General features: G+C 65.0%; 17 protein-coding genes. 15 read left to right on the top strand and 2 right to left on the bottom strand.

The features are described 5' to 3' along the window. The first annotated feature begins 104 nt into the window (after positions 1-104). The 3 genes from ACQEVJ_RS40490 to ACQEVJ_RS40480 all read left to right on the top strand — a co-directional run bounded on the left by ACQEVJ_RS40490 (position 105) and on the right by ACQEVJ_RS40480 (position 1,711). Positions 105-701, top strand: coding sequence for a class I SAM-dependent methyltransferase (locus ACQEVJ_RS40490; RefSeq protein WP_433110034.1), 597 nt, complete (start codon positions 105-107; stop codon positions 699-701). Between the two features lie 339 nt (positions 702-1,040). Next, positions 1,041-1,301 carry a CopG family transcriptional regulator gene (locus ACQEVJ_RS40485; protein ID WP_433110032.1) on the top strand — a complete coding sequence of 87 codons (261 nt, stop codon included), beginning with the start codon at positions 1,041-1,043 and terminating at the stop codon, positions 1,299-1,301. 152 nt (positions 1,302-1,453) lie between these two features. Continuing rightward, complete coding sequence (locus ACQEVJ_RS40480; protein WP_433110030.1) at positions 1,454-1,711, top strand: type II toxin-antitoxin system VapC family toxin; 258 nt, start codon at positions 1,454-1,456, stop codon at positions 1,709-1,711. A gap of 614 nt (positions 1,712-2,325) precedes the next feature. On the opposite strand, the gene ACQEVJ_RS40475 is transcribed toward ACQEVJ_RS40480, so the two are convergent. Further along, positions 2,326-3,153, bottom strand: coding sequence for an SDR family NAD(P)-dependent oxidoreductase (locus ACQEVJ_RS40475; protein ID WP_433110028.1), 828 nt, complete (start codon positions 3,151-3,153; stop codon positions 2,326-2,328). 131 nt (positions 3,154-3,284) lie between these two features. Between ACQEVJ_RS40475 and ACQEVJ_RS40470 the strand changes: the two genes are divergently transcribed. The 5 genes from ACQEVJ_RS40470 (at position 3,285) to ACQEVJ_RS40450 (ending at position 9,852) form a co-directional block, all read left to right on the top strand. Next, positions 3,285-3,914: a TetR/AcrR family transcriptional regulator gene (locus tag ACQEVJ_RS40470; RefSeq protein ID WP_433110026.1), complete on the top strand. Its 630-nt coding sequence runs from the start codon at positions 3,285-3,287 to the stop codon at positions 3,912-3,914. Between the two features lie 453 nt (positions 3,915-4,367). Then, a complete protein-coding gene (locus tag ACQEVJ_RS40465; RefSeq protein ID WP_433110023.1) occupies positions 4,368-5,078 on the top strand; it encodes a hypothetical protein in 711 nt (236 codons plus the stop codon). Between the two features lie 287 nt (positions 5,079-5,365). Further along, on the top strand, positions 5,366-6,004 hold the full coding sequence (locus ACQEVJ_RS40460; RefSeq protein WP_433110022.1) for a hypothetical protein: 639 nt from the start codon (positions 5,366-5,368) through the stop codon (positions 6,002-6,004). 1,168 nt (positions 6,005-7,172) lie between these two features. After that, on the top strand, positions 7,173-7,808 hold the full coding sequence (locus ACQEVJ_RS40455) for a hypothetical protein (RefSeq protein WP_433110020.1): 636 nt from the start codon (positions 7,173-7,175) through the stop codon (positions 7,806-7,808). Positions 7,809-8,652: 844 nt separating this feature from the next. Next, positions 8,653-9,852, top strand: a complete 1,200-nt coding sequence (locus ACQEVJ_RS40450) for a hypothetical protein (protein WP_433110018.1) — start codon at positions 8,653-8,655, stop codon at positions 9,850-9,852. Positions 9,853-9,927: 75 nt separating this feature from the next. Here ACQEVJ_RS40450 and ACQEVJ_RS40445 read toward each other — a convergent pair whose 3' ends face one another. Beyond that, positions 9,928-11,223 (bottom strand): XRE family transcriptional regulator, encoded by a 1,296-nt coding sequence (locus ACQEVJ_RS40445; RefSeq protein WP_433110016.1) that lies wholly within the window; start codon positions 11,221-11,223, stop codon positions 9,928-9,930. A gap of 350 nt (positions 11,224-11,573) precedes the next feature. On the opposite strand from ACQEVJ_RS40445, the gene ACQEVJ_RS40440 reads away from it, so the two are divergent. The 7 genes from ACQEVJ_RS40440 to ACQEVJ_RS40410 all read left to right on the top strand — a co-directional run bounded on the left by ACQEVJ_RS40440 (position 11,574) and on the right by ACQEVJ_RS40410 (position 16,975). Continuing rightward, positions 11,574-11,858, top strand: coding sequence for a hypothetical protein (locus ACQEVJ_RS40440; RefSeq protein ID WP_433110014.1), 285 nt, complete (start codon positions 11,574-11,576; stop codon positions 11,856-11,858). 270 nt (positions 11,859-12,128) lie between these two features. Further along, a complete protein-coding gene (locus tag ACQEVJ_RS40435) occupies positions 12,129-12,818 on the top strand; it encodes a GntR family transcriptional regulator (RefSeq protein ID WP_433110012.1) in 690 nt (229 codons plus the stop codon). A gap of 117 nt (positions 12,819-12,935) precedes the next feature. Beyond that, the gene (locus tag ACQEVJ_RS40430) at positions 12,936-13,358 is read left to right on the top strand and encodes a plasmid replication, integration and excision activator (protein ID WP_433110010.1); all 423 of its coding nucleotides are present in this window, start codon (positions 12,936-12,938) and stop codon (positions 13,356-13,358) included. Beyond that, positions 13,355-13,669 carry a hypothetical protein gene (locus ACQEVJ_RS40425; RefSeq protein WP_346227409.1) on the top strand — a complete coding sequence of 105 codons (315 nt, stop codon included), beginning with the start codon at positions 13,355-13,357 and terminating at the stop codon, positions 13,667-13,669. Before ACQEVJ_RS40430 ends, ACQEVJ_RS40425 begins: the two co-directional genes overlap by 4 nt. A gap of 86 nt (positions 13,670-13,755) precedes the next feature. Beyond that, positions 13,756-15,177 carry an FtsK/SpoIIIE domain-containing protein gene (locus ACQEVJ_RS40420; RefSeq protein WP_433110008.1) on the top strand — a complete coding sequence of 474 codons (1,422 nt, stop codon included), beginning with the start codon at positions 13,756-13,758 and terminating at the stop codon, positions 15,175-15,177. Further along, positions 15,174-15,365, top strand: coding sequence for a hypothetical protein (locus ACQEVJ_RS40415; protein ID WP_433110006.1), 192 nt, complete (start codon positions 15,174-15,176; stop codon positions 15,363-15,365). Before ACQEVJ_RS40420 ends, ACQEVJ_RS40415 begins: the two co-directional genes overlap by 4 nt. After that, positions 15,362-16,975 carry a replication initiator gene (locus ACQEVJ_RS40410; protein WP_433110004.1) on the top strand — a complete coding sequence of 538 codons (1,614 nt, stop codon included), beginning with the start codon at positions 15,362-15,364 and terminating at the stop codon, positions 16,973-16,975. The genes ACQEVJ_RS40415 and ACQEVJ_RS40410 overlap by 4 nt, the downstream gene beginning before the upstream one ends. Positions 16,976-16,981 lie beyond the last annotated feature (6 nt).

The following is a 16,981-nucleotide window of genomic DNA, read 5'->3' as shown; positions in this document are numbered from 1 at the left end:
GCAGGCACAGTGGGGCCGGTCTCCTGGCCGACCACGCGCTTCATTTGGTTAGGGGTTCTTAGAGGGATCCGTCAACGGCTGTCCGGCAGGATAAACACACGACCGTGAAGAACCGCAGGCGTTGGAACCACAACATCCATCACCACCCCCGCATCCTGCGCGCGATCCCTGATGGTCCCCAGCACGCCCTCGACGTAGGTTGCGGCGAGGGCATGCTCACCCGCGAACTGCGGCGGACCGTGCCGCGCGTCACTGCCATCGACCTCGACGCGCCCAGCATCGACCAAGCCCGCGAGCACCCGGATGACGTCGACTACATCCTCGGTGATTTCCTCACTCACCCCTTCGAGCCCGCCTCGTTCGACGTCATTGCATCCGTGGCCACCCTGCATCACATGGACGCCGCCGCCGGGTTGGCCCGCATGCGCGAGCTGCTGCGCCCCGGCGGTGTCCTGGCCATCGTCGGCCTCGCCCGTAGCACCATGCCCAACGACCTGCCGCGCGACCTGGCCAACTTCGCCGTCGGTACCTTCCACCGCGCCATGAAGGGTCACTGGGAGCATCCGTCCCCCACGGTGTGGCCGCCGCCGGTGACGTACCCGCAGATGCGAGCGTTGTCCGCCGAGATGCTGCCTGGCTCCCAGTATCGCCGTCACCTTCTGTTGCGCTACAGCATCATCTGGCGCAAGCCGCAGGACTGAGCAAGGTCAGCTGATGGCCCTAGAAATGATCAGGGCCGGGTCGGGATTCACTCCGTGACCTGGGCCTTCGTACGTGGAGCGGGTGACGGGAATCGAACCCGCGCTGTCAGCTTGGGAAATCTTCCAAGATCATAGCCTCCGAGCAGGGGAAACACTGACCTGGCCGCATGCCGGTCGAGTGACCGTGAGTCCCCGTGACTTCCCCATGGTCGCCATCCGAACGGGCACGCAGCGGGCACGCTGGCGGACGCGCGAGGGGACGCAGGATACCGATCAGCTCTCGCTGATGCACAACTCACCGCCGGCAACCACAGGAGGATGAGAGGTAGGATAGAGAGCATGAGCGAGCCTACCGGTAAGTATTCGATCACCATGCCGCGTGACATCGCCGAGGCCGCCCGATCCCGGAGCGGGCCTTCCGGTCTGTCCGCCTACGTCGCCGCCGCCGTCGCCCGCCAGATCGAGCGCGACAACCTCAGCGAACTCATCCAGGTCGCCGAGGCCGAACACGGCCCAATCACCGACGACGAGGTCCAGGCACTGCGCGACCAACTCCACCAGGCCCGGCGGGGACAGGCCAATGGTGGGGCGGTTGCGTGACCCGTTCTCCCGCTACTCCTGGCGGCACACTTGTCCTCGACAGCGAGGGACTGGCTAAGGCCGTCTTGCGCGACCGCACCGTAACCGCTTGGCTTGCTCTCGCCCGTGCTGACGACCTCCGCGTCATCACCTCTGCTGCCACTCTCGTTGAGGTGGTCCACCCTCGCGTCAACCGGCCGGCTCTGGAGTGGACGCTGTCCCGCCTTGTCATCGAGCCGGTCACCGAAGCAATCGCCCGCAACGCCGCCACACTCTTGTCCAACACCGGCCTGCACGGGCACAAGTACGCCATCGATGCCATGCTCAGCGCCACCGCCCTCGCTGCCCCAGACCCCGTCACGGTCCTCACCTCCGACCCCGAGGACCTTGCCGCACTGTGCGGTGTACGCGTCACTGTCATCAAGGTTTGAGTCATGCCCCTGTCCTACTGGTTCCGACAGGGTGATCACGACCCTAATGGCACGCATAGATCAGCAACATCGGGAAACGTCAAAGCCCAAGTACCGAATCCATCGGTCTACCTGGGCTTTCACAGTGAGAGCGGGTGACGGGAATCGAACCCGCGCTGTCAGCTTGGGAATAGCTTTGATCCTGTCCGCTGGGGCCGCTGACCTGGCGTCACGCCGTACCGCAAGTGACCGTGAATGCCCCTTGATCACCCTGCCTAATGGCCCGTTAATGGCCCAGGTCAGCCCAACGGCTGACCTGGGCACTCTCCTGCTGTCGCGGCCCGCTGGCGCATCTTCCGCTCGGACGCTCCCCGCTCCGGAATGCTCGTTCGTGCGAACGGCGACACGGTGTGACAGACGGTCTCGCGCGAGTGCTCCGGGCGCGAGGCCTTAAGGCCGAGTGCGACAGTGACCGGCGGCAGCTCCCTGGCCCGCGTCAGCAGTTCGGCGGCCGCCCCCAGCGGGACCGGCAGGCCCGCACGGGAGTCCACGAGTTCCTGCCCTGCCCATCGATGTCGTTGGGGCCGATCATGGCGATCGGGAACAGCGGTCAACCTGGATCGCAGGACGGCCTTCTAGGCCGGTTGGCCGCTCCCGGAGAGCACGGTATGGGTGATGTCCGCCAACCGTCGCGCGGCGGCGGGATCGAAGGGCGCACCGCCCACGTCGATCTTGGTGTCCTGCATGTAGGCGCTCAACGGTTCTGGGTCGGGGTTGTCGAGGTGGCGTCGCAGCATGTCCACGGCCGCGTCGACCGGCTGGCCGCGGCCGTGCATTCCGGCGACCAGCGCAGCGTCGGCCTCGTTGTAGTCACCGGTGAATCCGGTGGCGGTCAGGCCGGGATGCGCCAGGACGTAACGGATCCGGGTGCCGGGGTGTGCGGCGGTGAATCCGACGCCGGCCAGGTCGCTGAGTTTGCCGCATTGCGCCATGATCCGGTCCGGCCGGTAGTCGCGGGTGAACTGGAGGTCGTCCCAGTTCATCGCCGACAGGTCACCGCCCGGTCCGGCCAGGTTGAGGATCACTGGCTGTTCCCCTACCTCCAGCCGGTCGGCCAGGCCGTGGCTGAACAGATACCGGCTGAGGTAGAAGAGCGCGAAGTTGTGCTCGATTCCCTCGGCGGTCTCGCGGCGGGTCGAGCGGTAGTAGCGCGCGGCCAGCACCAGGGCATCCACGACCGGGTGGCTCTGCGTGATTTCGGCGACGACCCGCCGGTTCTCGGCCACCAGGCTCAGATCGGCCTCAATGTATGCGGCGCGCTCGCCCGAGCCGATGGCCTGGGCCTCCTCTAGGAACCGGCGGCCCTTGTCCGGGTTGCTGCCGACGACGATCACCCGGTCGCCGCGGCCCAGGTAGTGGAGGCCCAGTCCCTTGCCGATGCCGTCAGTGCCCCCGGTGATCACGATGGTCCTCAATGACGTCTCCTTAAGTAGACTCATGAGTCTAATTAAACAGTCCTATCAGTATAGTCTCGACCGTGGGGCCCATTAGCCTGAAGAGTCTGGTTCGGTGAACGGCCCGGTATGCTGAGAACATGAGCCCACAGCTGGACAGGGGCCGCATCGACAAGCGGAAGGACATCCTGGACGCCGCGTTCAGCGTGTTCGCACGCGAGGGCTACCCGCAGGCCCATGTCGACCAGATCGCCGCGGAGGCGGGAGTCGCCAAGGCCACCGTCTACAACCACTTCGGCGACAAGGAGAACTTGTTCCGCGAGACCATCGCCGCGCTGTCCGAGCGGGCGCTGGCCCGCAACCTGGCCGCGGTGGCACTGCTGGCCAAGGCGGGTGACAACCTGCCCGCCGCGCTGACCAACGTCGGAATCCACCTCGTCGACTGCTACTGCGACCCGCAGTCCTGGGCGCTAAGGCGCCTGCTGTACGCCGAGACTCCGCAGTTTCCCGATCTGCTGGAACTGACGCAGGTCGGCGTCGCCGAGCCGGTCGCCCAAGCGCTCGCCGACCGGCTCGCCCGACTGGCCTTGGAAGGCCACATCGACATCTCCGACCCGGCGTTGGCCGCCGAACACCTCACGGCGCTGCTGACCGGGCCGCTGGAGGCGCGGTCACGCTTCGGCACTCGCTGCATCCCCCGCCTCGAACGCAAGGCGATCACCGAATCCGCGGTGGCCACATTCCTCAGCGCCTTCGCACCCCGGCCTTGAGCCACGATGCGACGGGCTCACTGGGCCCATTGCGCCTGCCCCCAAGTCTGCTGCCAACAGGCATCGGGCGCGGCTTCGTACGACGGCGTCGTGCGGAGGGAGACGACGGGACGGCCAGGTCGCTCGTGCCGGTGGCCTAATTGCCCGTTAATTGCCCGCGGGGCTTCCGGCCCTAGAAATGATCAGGGCCCGGTCGGGATTCACTCCGTGACCTGGGCCTTCGTATGTGGAGCGGGTGACGGGAATCGAACCCGCGCTGTCAGCTTGGGAATTGCATGGATCACGGCCCGTACGGGCGCTGAGCTGGGCGTGGAGCCGGTCATGAGTGACCGTGATTGCCCCCTCGTCACCCTGCCTAATGGCACGCTAATGGCACGACGATCAAGGCTACGGTGCTGGTCATGGGTGCTCTGTTGGGCTCACGGGTCCGGCGACAATCCGGAGCTCCAGAATATGGATGTCATCCTCATCGAGGACCTCATATCCCGCCGAGATCAAGATGGCTCTCATAGCGTTGCGCATCGCCTCGACGATTACTGCTCTTCCTTATCAGCACGATCACCGGGGGCCGCGGAGTCGGCGTCAAGCTCGGCCGGTGTGTCGGTGGTGGTGTACGGCCTGCAACCCGAACTGCAGCCCTGGCTGATCTTCGGTCGCTCGTGCAACGGGTACAGTAGCGGCATGTTTGCCCGGATCATACTGGGGATGGCGCTTGCTATCAGCGCGCTAATGATTTCCTCGTGCGGTTTCTGGCAGACCACGACACGCGTCGACCCCGATCTCGTCGCCGAGATGCGGACGTTGGGTAAGGTTGCAGCGGATACCACCAGCGAATGGTACTGGGAGGGCGAGCACGATATCTCTGCGATCCTCGTCGTCGATGTCGGCGCTACGGACGCCGGCCGTGCCCTCGACCAAGTCGTCGAACGTCTTGAGTCCCACGGCTGGAAGCCCAGCATTTCGTCGGTGGACTTCGTGAGCATGGAGTCGAGCCGATGGCCCGCGACGATCTTCGTTGAACCCTTGCACTCCTCTGATGATCCGTCGTCCGACGGATTCAACCCCGAGTTGGATGCCTCTAACGCGAGGCTGTTCACCGGGCTACGGCAGCAGAAGGGTGCGGGCAGGTACGTGGTGCTGACAGCGGAGCCGAGCCATCGATGACCCGGGTGGGGATGTGCTCCCTGACCTGGGCCTTCGTGTGTGGAGCGGGTGACGGGAATCGAACCCGCGCTGTCAGCTTGGGAATAGGCTACTGATCTTGCCGTGCTGAGCTGGGGAAACGGGGATGCAGGTCAAGGCCGGTCGAGTGACTGTGAGTACCCATCAGCGACCGCAGATCTCCGCCTGTTCTGGCATGCATCTGGCACGTGGTCAAGGCTGTGGTCTGGCCGCTTCCCTACCTGGGCTCGCGTTGGTCATTCAAGTCGAGCAGGGAGACAATTCCTGACGTGTACTCCATCTATCAGGACGGAAACGACGCCGGGCGGTTTGCTGCCCAGATCTACCGGGGGCTGCGTGAGGGCGACCTTGGTGCGGAGCCGGTGGTCGAGCTTGCGTGCCTGATGGAGGAACTCGATGTAGGCCGCTCTCCGGTGAGAGAGATCCTGGAACGCCCGACAGCGGAGTTGACCTCCGAGGAAGTGGCTCAGCTCGGGCGGGAACTGCTTACGGCGACTGGCTTCGATCGCCTGTGGGCCACGCTGGAGACAGCAGTGAAGGTCGTGCAAGGCGATGTCCGCGCCGCAGGTATCGATGCGGTGCTGGAGATCACGCTCCCGGACTGGGATGACAGCGGCTGCGCGCGGGTGGGGTGCTGCGGAGGTTATGGCGGCCCTCCCATCTGGCTGAGCAGCGGTAGAGACGCCGGCGTCGCGCTTGTGGAGATCGCGGACGCGGTTCAGGGCGACATCATGGAACACATCTGGGGAGTATGGCCGACCTGTCCCGAGCACCGGCTTGGCTTACACGCCGCCTTGGTGGAGGGAACTGCAGTATGGCAATGCGCGGGCACGGGCCTCCACACTGCGGCTGCCATCGGTGACCTTGGCCTGAGTTATCGCCGAAGGCATTCTCACCGGTCGAAGTGAGGAGACGTATGAGGCACGGTCATGTGCAAGGCCGTACGTTGACCTGGGCCTTCGTGTGTGGAGCGGGTGACGGGAATCGAACCCGCGCTGTCAGCTTGGGAAGTGTATGGATCACGGCCGTTAGGGGTGTTGACCTGGGCGTGCGACTGGTCATGAGTGACCGTGGTTGCCCCCTCGTCACCCTGTCTAATTGCACGCTAATCGCACGGCGATCAGCCTGTGACCTGGCTTCCCTGCGCGGCGCGCACGCCTTGCCTCCCTGATCATCCCGTCCGCCGTCGACCCGCCCGAAGGGGAAGCGGGACAGGGCCAGGGGGGCAAGGTGGAGCGCCCTACGGACGAACGACCTTGACCCCCTGGCCCTGGTCTGCTCGGCTTGTCCCGGGTCGATGGTGGGCGGGTTGGTCAGGCGCCCTACCTCAGCCCTCACAGGCCGTGGCGGTGGGCATGCCTTCGCGATCATCCTGGAGCCGGAGCGCCCCCGCCGGAGGCGCGCTTCTGTGTTGACGGTGACGGTACGCGAGAGTGGGGGAAAGACGATGTCGGGCCGCGATCGTCGATTGGCTCGGGGAGCGGCTTGGCCATTGACGCGGCCGGACCTGCTAGAGGCCCTCGGGGAGGAACTCCAGAATGTTCGTGAAGTGGAGTTCTGGGGGCAGGTTCCGCAGTACTTCGTCATGGATGTTCATTGGCGTCCGGGTCGCGCCGGGGGGATCCATCCGGATGTCTACGGCATTGCGGTGACTATCTATCCGGTTCGGTCCGTCGACCGTGCACTGATCCGAAGAGAACTGCGTCAGGTGGCCTTGCCGGGGCTACGAGAGTGGGTGATCCATGCTCAGGGAGCGAGCGAGACGTGGAAGTCCGGCCATCATAGGCGTGCGTGGCGATGGACTGAGCGCGCAACGGTGCAGGCAGAGGACTTATCGACGGGCGTCTGACTGGCTGGCTGTGTCAGGAGATGGGTTTCCTGCAGAGATGAGGTGGCTATGCAGGTGTGGACGGACATGAAGTTCTCCTGGCCGTGGGCCATGAGCATCCTGGCCCACGGCCAGGACTTCTCCAGGTAGACGGCCAACGTCTCTGAAGGCCAATGGTCACCATGCTTGATCGGAAATGTCGGAACCGGCCGCTACCCTGTCGTCTCCACCATGCGAGGGGGAAGAGCATGAGCCCGGTCACGCCCGACATGATCAACTACTACGTGCAGCTCCGCCAGGATCTGGGTCGAGTAGATCCCTACATTAACGAGGCGATGTTCTGGATGGTGGTGCGAGGGCATGCAGAGCCACTTACGGTCGCCGATGTCGCACGCCGACTGGGGGCCGACCCCCACGCCGCGAGTCCCGGCACGGTGCTGGAGCTGGGGGAACACGTCGTCCTGGAACAGAGCGACCGCGGTGTGATCGTGCTGGCGCAGAACGCCTATCCCAGCGATCCTGACATCTGGGCCCGCCTGACCGAGAACGCGCAGGCGTGGGGTTTCTGGTGGCTGGTCAACAACGCCCACGAGCTGTTCTATGCGGCCGACGGCGTTCTCGTCACGTCGGTGGGGCAAGTCTCGTCGCCCTATGGACCGGAGTGCTTCGGCCAGGACCCCACCGCGCTCGATGCCCATCTGGGGGCCTTGCGGGCGCTGGGAGAGCGGATGAAGGCCGATGACGAGGCGGGTGTGAAACCCGCTACGCCCTACCCTGACTGGGAGACCGCACTGGCAACCGTTGAGGCGCTGACAGGCGTTCGCCTGGACCTCGACCGGTTCACCAGGAAGCAACAGTCGGTCTACGCTCCTGGGCTGAGCTGATCTATCCAAGTGAACGCTCAGCCCGGACGACAATCAGCAAGGCGAGCCAGCTGACTGTCGACCAGGATTTCTCCTGTCCGTCCATCAGGAACCAGGTGGCCACCTACCTGGACTGACATAGCCGCCAGCCAGGATTTTCTCGTGACCGCTTACAGCAGGGGCGGCCGAAGTCGCTGGTCCGTGCGTTTCTCAGTGGCATCAGTGCGATCTTTCTGGCCTTTCCCGTGGGTCTCATGGCCTTTTGGCTGTTTCACAGCCGGTGGCGGCCGTTCGAGTACGACTTCGGATGGGACCGCGTGGTTGTGCTCACGCTGATAAGCGGCATGGTCGGAGCCATGAGTGAGATCCGTCGCGAGTTGGTTCGGCGGAAAGTGGCAAGACGCGGGTTGGGTGACGATGCGGATCAGAGAAAGCATGACGCGGCGGGTGGGGTGACGTAGTACGTCGATATAGGGCCCAGTGAGTCGGTGGCCCGAGCTGCCGGCGGCCGGGACCGGCCCCCAGGCCGCATGCCCGGCCGCCGAGCGGGCGTAGGGCCGCGAGGCGGCGCGGAGCGCCGCCCTTGATTCCTATAAGCGGAATTCGGCAATATCTACTGGCGCCGATAGGGCGTGCGTGTCCTTATCGGTAGCTCGCACTGACCTCTGACTTTGGGGTCACCCTGTTTTGCGGTATTTGGGTGACCGTAAAACGTGTTACTGGTGAGCGGTCTAGATATATGGGCTGGGGGATCACCCGATCATATAGTTGCGGTGTCGGTGTGGCCTTGTGTCGTTACGAATCTGTAGCAGAGTAGATTTTCAAAAGAGGCTTCAAGCTGAGGTGGGAAGCCTACAGTGGATGAGTGTTTAGAAGTAAGTCTCCACAGCAGATCCGACCTCGCCGCCTAATGCGGATTATTCTTCTTCTGATCTCTGCCTTGTCAATTCCCGCACTAATAATCACGGATCAAGTGCAGAGCGCTATTCCTGTAGATGCGTCACCTACTGGATGGGCTACTGTAGCCTTCCCGCTGAAGTACTATGGATATGCAAGATACATCAGACTCCGTTTGATTTACGAGCCGAGATATCAATTGAATAGCACCTCGGAATCAGTTACTTGGTTAGATAAAACACAGTTTGAAAAAGCGTCGAAAAAGCGAGTAGATAGCTACGCCAGGCGTGGTGCCGCCTATGTGCTGCTACCCTGCAAAGCCCCTCATGTCGGACGCATTCCCACAGTTAAAGTCTCCCTGCTGTTGGGGGGGACGGCAAGGCTTGAGGAACCCGTTGGTATCGACTGGAAAGATGGCGAGCCCCTAATAAAAGCTGTTGAGGCACGGAATATAAGCTTCCCCGACTTACAAGATTTTGGCATTCGCGATGCCCAGGCTTTCGACTTCACACTTTCGGATCCTCCGCCGTGTACCGAGGCTCGTACCTTGAAGCAAGGAGCATCTCTGATGCAACGTGCAGGGGACGATGTCAAGCCAGGATTTGTGGTAACGGGGGTCGGGGAAAATGATTTTCCCGGGTTTAAAGCAGGATCTTTTATGGGAATTCCGGGGCCCCGTAGAGCACTTCAGACACCTCTCGTGGGGGGTACGCCAACAGGGCCGGCCCCTTCGCCTGAATTGTCAGGATTCATCGTATCTCAGCGGATGGATATTGCGATAATGAGCAACATGTCATCCGAGATAGTAGCGCAGGGCCTGCCGGAGGAAGTTGAATTCAGCGCTTCCGACCCAGCATCCGAGAAAAGCAATTACATGCAATTGCCTTCTATTTCTCGGGTGTCGGCCAAGATTATGGTTATGGATAAGTCTTCGGAGAAGTTGTGGCGCAAACTCAATTTGGCGGCCACAATCTATATGGCGCTGGGTGGGGGTGTTGTGTCTGCCTTGCTCTTTGAGCTATTTAGGTCTTCGGAGAAGAAGGGCAAGGTAAATCAGTCCAGGAGATCCGAGGGGAGTGATCCTGAGATTGGAAAGGAAAGCGGTAAAAGTTCCGCAGTGACAAAATCTCCGCGCACTAAAAGGTCTAAGAGGAGGCGGCGACGCTGAATAAGCAGGTAGTGGCTGTAGAAGTGCCCATGGTGCGGAAGTTGTGCGCGGGAAGGTGGTAGCGACGAAATCCTTTCAGTCTAAAGTATCAAGACGGCGGGTAGTCAGGGCTCTACGGGCAATAACGTAACGCTCACGAAATTCGTCAGCCAATACCTCTTGGCGATAACGTTGACGTAATACCCGGTCGAGGTCTCCGGCTCGGTTGACGAGGTCGGTGAGGGATTTGCGTTCGATGTCGAATGCGGCCATGCCTTGCTCGACGGCGGCGTCAAGGTCTCCGCGTCGGGCGTGGACGATGCCGAGGTCTATGTGAGCGTCGGCGACTCGCATCGGTGCGTTGGATGTGCCGTCCGGGCGGGTGTGCATCTGGATCGTCTCAAGGGCGTGTTCCTCGGCCCGGTCGTTGTCCTCCAACCACGTGTAGGCCGTGGCCGCGTAGAACACCCACTTGGCGTGGTCGAACACGAAGTGGTGATCCGGGTTCTCGGGGATCGGCAGTTTGGCGAGGATGTCGGCTCCGCGTGAGAGCGCCTTGTCGGCTTCGCGGCGGTCGCCGATGCGGGCCAAGCCGCGGGCTTCTTGCAAGGTGAGCTGTACCTGTGCGCTGGATTGGCCGGCGAGGGCCTGGCCCTGGCGGGCCGCGGTGACGACATCCTCGTAGCGGCCTTCAACGAGGGCGAACCACGCCGACATCTCGTGTGCCCAGCCCATGAGTTCGCCGTGCCCGACCTGGCGACCCATCCCGTAGGCGGCCTGGCGGGCCGTCTCGGCTTCCTCGCGCTCGCCCAGGTCGTAATGAACGCAGCCGAGCAGAGCGGTAAGCCATCCGGTGATGACCAGTAGTTCGCGGTGCTGGTCGAGTGTGATCCTCCCGGACAGGAGCCGGGTCACCTGGGCGAGGCGCTTTTGTGTCCGGTCGCGCAACGTCGCGGCAGGAACAACCGGGTAGGCGCGGCACAGCAGATCGACGGCCTCGGCGAGGGCTTCGAGGGTGCCGGTTCCGACATCGGATGCCTGGAGCTGCTGGGCGAGTTCCATCGTGCCGTACAGGTCGGCCTCGGCCCGAAGCGCGTCGACCGGCATGATGTGTGCCTCGATGAGGCGGCTATTGCCGCTGCCTCTCTTTGTGGGGGAGAAGCCGAGATCTTCGGGCTGTAGCCCGGTGGCTTGAGTCAGCGCGAGCCGAAAAGGTGCGCGGGGCCAGGAGACTTCGCCGGCCTCCCAACGCCGGATGCGTTCTTCATCGACGGCGAGGCGTTCCTTGATGCCCACAGGGGTCCGATTGATCCGCTCGGCGAATTCGGCGCGGGTGAGCTGTTGCGCGTTGCGCCATGCGCGGAGTTGGACATTCGGGATGCTGTCTGGCATCTCGGGGTCTTCCTCCCGTCGGGGGGTCATCAGGGGGGGCAAGAGGGGGGCTTCTCGGGGGTCCTGTCGCGCTCGCTTTGCCGGTGGACTTGCCATCAACCAACCACGGTACGTCAAGCGGCTTCCCGCCACAGGGAAGGCCGGATGAACGAGGAGATGGCGACGGTGACCCGGCCAGACGAGAACAGCGAGGCAAGACCCTGTCCTTCGTGTCGGGGACGTGGCACCAAGCAGTGCCATTCACGCCGCCAGCTCGTCGTCGGCGGCGACACCAGCGACGATCACGACTCGGGTGGGGAGCGGGAGTGCCTCGACTGCCTCGGAAACGGCCGGGCCGAAGGGAGCGGAACATGAACCCGATCGAGGTAGCAGCGGTGGCTTACATGAACCGGACGGACGAGGCGGACAAGCTCATCCGACTGCGTGACGCATTGACCCGGCTCAACATCGCAGCCGCGCTCCGCGAGAACAACACGGCGCTGATGGTCACCCCGCCGGGCGGGCGGGGCATGCCGGTGTGGGTCTTCGTCGGCTACGGCGGCCAGTACTACTCATGGAACTCGGCAGGCAGGCGGCACCCGGTGTCCGATCTGGAGGGCGCCGCGAAGGTGATAGCCGCCTACGTCTGCCGTTGAAGCGGGCGCGGCGAGGCAGTGAGCCGAGGAGGGGTCGGCAGCCATCAATCCCTGCCTCGTCGCGCTCTTGATCCCCGGCAGGGCCACAGTGACCCACCCCCGTGTCCCCCGTGTGGCCCTGCCGGTCCCCTCCTCTCGGTCTGTGCGTGCAGCCGTATGAGGTGACAGAAGCATCGAGCCGGTCTAGGCTCAAACTTGGTAAAACAACCTGTCGGCTGCTGGACGGTCGTGATGTCTCTAGAGTCCGTGCCTCCGAAGTATGCACAGCTTGTGCAGACGCTTCAGCGGCGTATTGAAGCGGGGGACTATCCTCCCGGAACCCTCCTGCCGAGCGAGAATCAGCTCATCAATGAGTTCGGCGTCTCCCGTCCGACCGTCGTGGCGGCCCTCCGCATGCTGCGGGAACAGGGCTGGATCGAGTCCCAGCAGGGCAAGGGCCGCTTCGTGCGGGGCCGTCCCGCGCTCGCTTCGCTCGAACAACCTCGGCCCGGCCACGCCTACCTGACCAACGCCGAGACCTCCTCGGCCGAACTGCTGGAAGCCGGGGCGGTAGCCGCGCCGAACAGGATCGCCGCCTTGCTCGACCTGTCGCCCAAGAGCAAGGCGTTCCTCCGTCGCCGGCTGGTCTCACGCGGCGGCGAGCCTTCCGAGATCGTCTCGCTGTGGCTGCCCCTCGATCTGTCCGAGGGGACCGACCTCACCAGTGCCGAACCATTGGCCCAGGGCGTCCGCGAGCATATTCAGGCGCGTAAGGGCGTCCGCTTCGATCACGTCATCGAGCAGATCACGGCCCGGATGCCCACCTCTGATGAGGTCAAGCGGCTTGGCATGCCCAAGAGCACGCCGGTCCTCGACGTCTACGCGGCCGTACGCGACCCGGGTGGCCGGCCGCTTGCCGTGCTGGCCGTCGTGCTGCCTGCCGACCGTCACGAGCTGGAGGACGCCTATCCCATCGGGTAGGAACGCCTCACCCTTGGAGCCCACTTAGCTTAGGCACTTGACCTAGCAAGTGGGCTCTCTTATGCTCAAGTCACTCGATAGGTTAAGTGCCTATCAGTCGAGAGAGGAGGATGCCTGATGGCTCTACAAGGTCCGATCCCCGTCAGCTTCGCCATGGTCTTCCCGCACGGCTGCTATCTCGTCGGTGAGGTGGAGGCGGTCAAGGACTTCGACGCCTCAACCAACGGCCGATTCGTGCAGGCGCGGGACAAGCAGAGCGGCGAACTGGTCTGGCAGATCGCCGTCATGGACGCCGACCCCCAGGTCAAGCCCGCTCAGAAGACCGTCGCCGTAAAGATCATCGCTCCGGTCCAGCCGGTTCCCCCGGCCCCGGTCGCGGGACTGCCGTTCACGCCGGTCGAGTTCGACGGCGTCACCGTCACCCCGTACGTCAACGGAAACGGCCGCCTGGCCTACTCCATCCGCGTCCGCGAGATGCGGCCGCCTCGGATGGGCTCGGCCAAGTCCGGACACGCGGGCGGCAAGGAGGCGGCGGCGTGAACTGGCGGCCGTACACGCACCTGACCATGTCGGTCGATCCCGGTGAGCGTCCCCGCATCGGCGTCTCGTTCTACGGCTCGATCACTGCGGCCAGCGCGCGAGTGCTGGAGTCGGGGCGGCCGTACCTGGTCCTGGAGTCCGGCGAGGCGGACGTGACGGTCTCGGCCACTGGGGCGGCCAGTCCGGTCACCGCCGAAGACCTGGACATCGCCCGGCAGATCTTCAACGCCGCCGCGCGGTACCTGGCCGACTGCGAGCGCCTGCACGCCGACCACACCGAACACGCGCAGGCCACCGGTCCGGCGGCCTGACACAAGGACGGGGCCGCTGGAACTGGCATTCCAGCGGCCCCCCAGATCTCTCACACACGCCAATGCCTGAGAGGACACCAAGCCTAATGTTCAAGAAACTCCCCGGCGACGAGGCGCGCAACCTCGTCTCCACCACCCCGGACACGGCCGTGGTCTTCCGCCCGGCCGTCGTCAAGACGCCCGCCATCGTCACCATCGTGATCTGGCTCTCGCGCCTGGTCGCGGGCCTGGTCCGCCTGGTCGTCCGGCATCCGGTCGCGGTAGCCGTCCCGGTCGCCTTCGGCGTCGTGTGGACCCTGTACGGCTGGCGCCAAGCCCTGGTGTTGGCCGGGTTCCTGCCCTCGGCCGGGCTGTCCTGGGCGCTGCTGGACCGGGCCTCGTTCCTGCGCCTGGTCGGCTGGCCCCTGCTGGCCTGGTGGCGTCTCGTCGCCGTCTACCGGCGGCACTGGCAACCCGTCATGATCGTCTCCGGCCTCGGGCGGCACATCCGAGGACGCGACTACCTACCCCGCCTGATCCGTGTCGAGTGCGACGGCTGGGCCGACCGCCTCAGCGTGAAGATGCTCAACGGCCAAGCCGTCACCGACTGGGCCGACCGCATCGAACACCTCGCCCACGGCTTCGGCGCACCCTCCTGCCGCGTCACCATCGCACGGGCCGGTCGCCTCGTGCTCACCTTCCCCCGCCGCGACCCCCTCGCCGAACCCCTCCCTGCGCTTCCCGTCCCCGACGAGGCGTCGGTGGGGGCGGTCGAGATCGGCCGGTGCGAGGACGGTACGCCGCTGCGGCTCAAGGTCCACGGCACACACGTCCTGATCGCCGGTGCGACCGGGGCCGGTAAGGGCTCTTACCTGTGGTCGACAATCCGCGGGCTCCTCCCGGCGATGCGGGCGGGCCTGGTGCAGGTCTGGGCGCTCGATCCCAAGCGGATGGAGCTGTCTTTCGGCCGGGCGCTGTTCGGCTCCCGGTATGCGGCCGATCCGAAGGAGTGCGCCGACCTGCTGGATGAGGCCGTGTGTGTGATGCAGGAGCGGGCCGACCGGTTCGCCGGCCTCCAGCGCTCGCACACGCCGACCGTGGCGGACCCGTTCGTCCTGGTGCTCGTGGACGAGGTGGCGTTCCTGACCGCTTACCAGCCCGACAAACAGCTCCGTCAGCGCATCACGGCGGCCTTGGCGACGCTGACCACGCAGGGCAGGGCGGTCGGTGTCGGTGTCATGGCCGCGCTTCAGGACCCGCGTAAGGAGGTCATGAACATCCGCAACCTGTTCCCCGACAAGATCGCCCTCCGGCTGGACGAGTCGGAACAGGTGGACATGGTCCTCGGCGACGGCGCGCGCGACCGGGGTGCCCTGGCCGATGACATCTCACCGGTTCCTGAGTTGGGTGCGGGCGTCGGCTACGTCCGGTTGGAGACCTCACCTGATCCGGTGCGGGTGCGGGCCGCGTACGTCTCCGATGCCGACATCTCCGCGATGGTCGCCGAGTTCGCGGGGGTGGGCCGATGATGCGCCTGGCTCACATCCTCGACGGACTGCGCTGCTCGGGCTGCGGTGCGCTCGATGTGCTGTGGCTCGACCCGGTGCGCGGGATCGTCGAGTGCCACGAGTGCGGCGAGAAAGCCGCCGTGATGGTCGATGGTCTCGGTCCGGCAGACCTCCTCGACCCCATCGGCTCCTGGGACGGTGACCGGTGACCAACCCGCACGACCGCTCCACATCCCGCGCCGTCCGCATGGCTCAACCGCTGGCCCGTGAGGTCGTGGAAGAGATCGCCAAGCAGTACGGGGTGTGCATCCGCCCCGTCCCGCTGCGGCGGCAGGACATCCTCACCGGCCAGGTTGAGGTCATCGACGTGCCGTGCGGTGCCACGTTGGAGAGCAAGTGCCCGCCCTGCGCCAAGCGCAACCGGCAACTCCGTAGGGCGCAGTGCCGGGAGGGCTGGCACCTCGAAGCCGAGCCGGTCAACCTCCCGGACAATGCCGACGAGTATCAGCGTCACCTTGTCGAGCTGCGGGCCGATGCCCAGGCGTGGCGGGATGAGGTGGAAAAGAGTGGCGGCGACACCACCGACCTTGACGCCGCGATCGTGGAGCTGGACGAGGAGATCAACCGTGCGGGGATGCGCGGCAGCGTCCTCGGCCGAACCTCCGGCAAGCGCTCCCGCTCGACCAAGCGGCGGCAGGACGCCCCGGATCTGCCCAAGCGGCAGATGACCAAGACCACGCTCGGGCGGACCTTCACCGGCTCCGAAGGTAAGACCTACCGGCCGTCGATGTTCGTCACGCTCACGCTCCCGTCGTACGGGCGGGTCCAAGACGGTGTGCCGCTGAACCCGGACGCCTACGACTACGTCCGTGCGGCCCGCGACGCGCTGCACTTCTCCAAGCTCGTGGACCGCTTTGTGCAGAACCTCCGCCGGGTGGCGGGCTATGACGTGCAGTACTTCGCCACCGTCGAGCCTCAGAAGCGGCTCGCGCCGCACCTGCACATGGCGATCCGCGGCACCCTGCCCCGTGCGGAACTACGGCAGATCATCGCCGCCACGTATCACCAGGTGTGGTGGCCCTCGACTGACCACGTGCGGTTCGAGGGTGACCACCTGCCCATGTGGGAGGACGGGGCCGGCTACCTCGACCCGACCACCGGGGAAGTCCTGCCGACCTGGGAACAGGCCCTCGACGCCCTCGACCAGGACGACGAGGCGGAACCCCTGCACGTGCTCCGCTTCGGTGACCAGCTCGACATACAGAGCGTGCTCGCCGGAACCCCGGACGCCGACCAGCTCATCGGGTACCTGTCGAAGTACCTGACCAAGTCCCTTGGCGACGCACTCGGCACCGACGACCCACGCCGCAAGGCACACGCCGAACGGCTGCTGGAGGCGCTGCGGTTCGAGCCGTGTTCGCCAACGTGCCCGAACTGGCTGCGCTACGGCCTGCAGCCCAAGGGCGCCAAGCCCGGAATGGCTCCAGGCCGGTGCAAGGGAAAGGCGCACAAGCCCGATCACCTCGGCTACGCGGGCCGCCGCGTCCTCGTCTCGCGGAAGTGGTCCAACAAGACGCTGACGGAGCACAAGCAGGACCGCCGCACGTGGGTGCTCGAAGCGCTCGGCGTCGAAGACGCGCCGGTCGACCCCCACCGCTACATCTGGCGACCGGTCAAGCCCGGTGATCCCGAGCTGGCCCCCATCGGCGTCCGGCTGCTGCGGTCGGTCCACGAACGCCAGCGCTGGCGCAACCACATGCACCAGCTCCAGGCCCAAGCCGAGGGTCGAGATCTTTCGGCAATTCAGTCCGCCGCGTGAAAGGAG

Source organism: Microbispora sp. CA-102843, from assembly GCF_050936215.1.
Classification (GTDB): domain Bacteria; phylum Actinomycetota; class Actinomycetes; order Streptosporangiales; family Streptosporangiaceae; genus Microbispora.
Note: the sequence above shows the minus strand (reverse complement) of the source record. Positions and strands in the feature narration are given on the sequence as shown.

What these genes read in the sequence shown, in the direction of transcription:
- ACQEVJ_RS40485 (WP_433110032.1), top strand. Translation starts at nt 1,041, where the DNA reads ATGAGCGAGCCTACCGGTAAGTATTCGATCACCATGCCGCGTGACATC.
- ACQEVJ_RS40470 (WP_433110026.1), top strand. Translation starts at nt 3,285, where the DNA reads ATGAGCCCACAGCTGGACAGGGGCCGCATCGACAAGCGGAAGGACATC.
- ACQEVJ_RS40465 (WP_433110023.1), top strand. Translation starts at nt 4,368, where the DNA reads ATGGATGTCATCCTCATCGAGGACCTCATATCCCGCCGAGATCAAGAT.
- ACQEVJ_RS40455 (WP_433110020.1), top strand. Translation starts at nt 7,173, where the DNA reads ATGAGCCCGGTCACGCCCGACATGATCAACTACTACGTGCAGCTCCGC.
- ACQEVJ_RS40445 (WP_433110016.1), bottom strand. Translation starts at nt 11,223, where the DNA reads ATGCCAGACAGCATCCCGAATGTCCAACTCCGCGCATGGCGCAACGCG.
- ACQEVJ_RS40440 (WP_433110014.1), top strand. Translation starts at nt 11,574, where the DNA reads ATGAACCCGATCGAGGTAGCAGCGGTGGCTTACATGAACCGGACGGAC.
- ACQEVJ_RS40430 (WP_433110010.1), top strand. Translation starts at nt 12,936, where the DNA reads ATGGCTCTACAAGGTCCGATCCCCGTCAGCTTCGCCATGGTCTTCCCG.
- ACQEVJ_RS40420 (WP_433110008.1), top strand. Translation starts at nt 13,756, where the DNA reads ATGTTCAAGAAACTCCCCGGCGACGAGGCGCGCAACCTCGTCTCCACC.
- ACQEVJ_RS40415 (WP_433110006.1), top strand. Translation starts at nt 15,174, where the DNA reads ATGATGCGCCTGGCTCACATCCTCGACGGACTGCGCTGCTCGGGCTGC.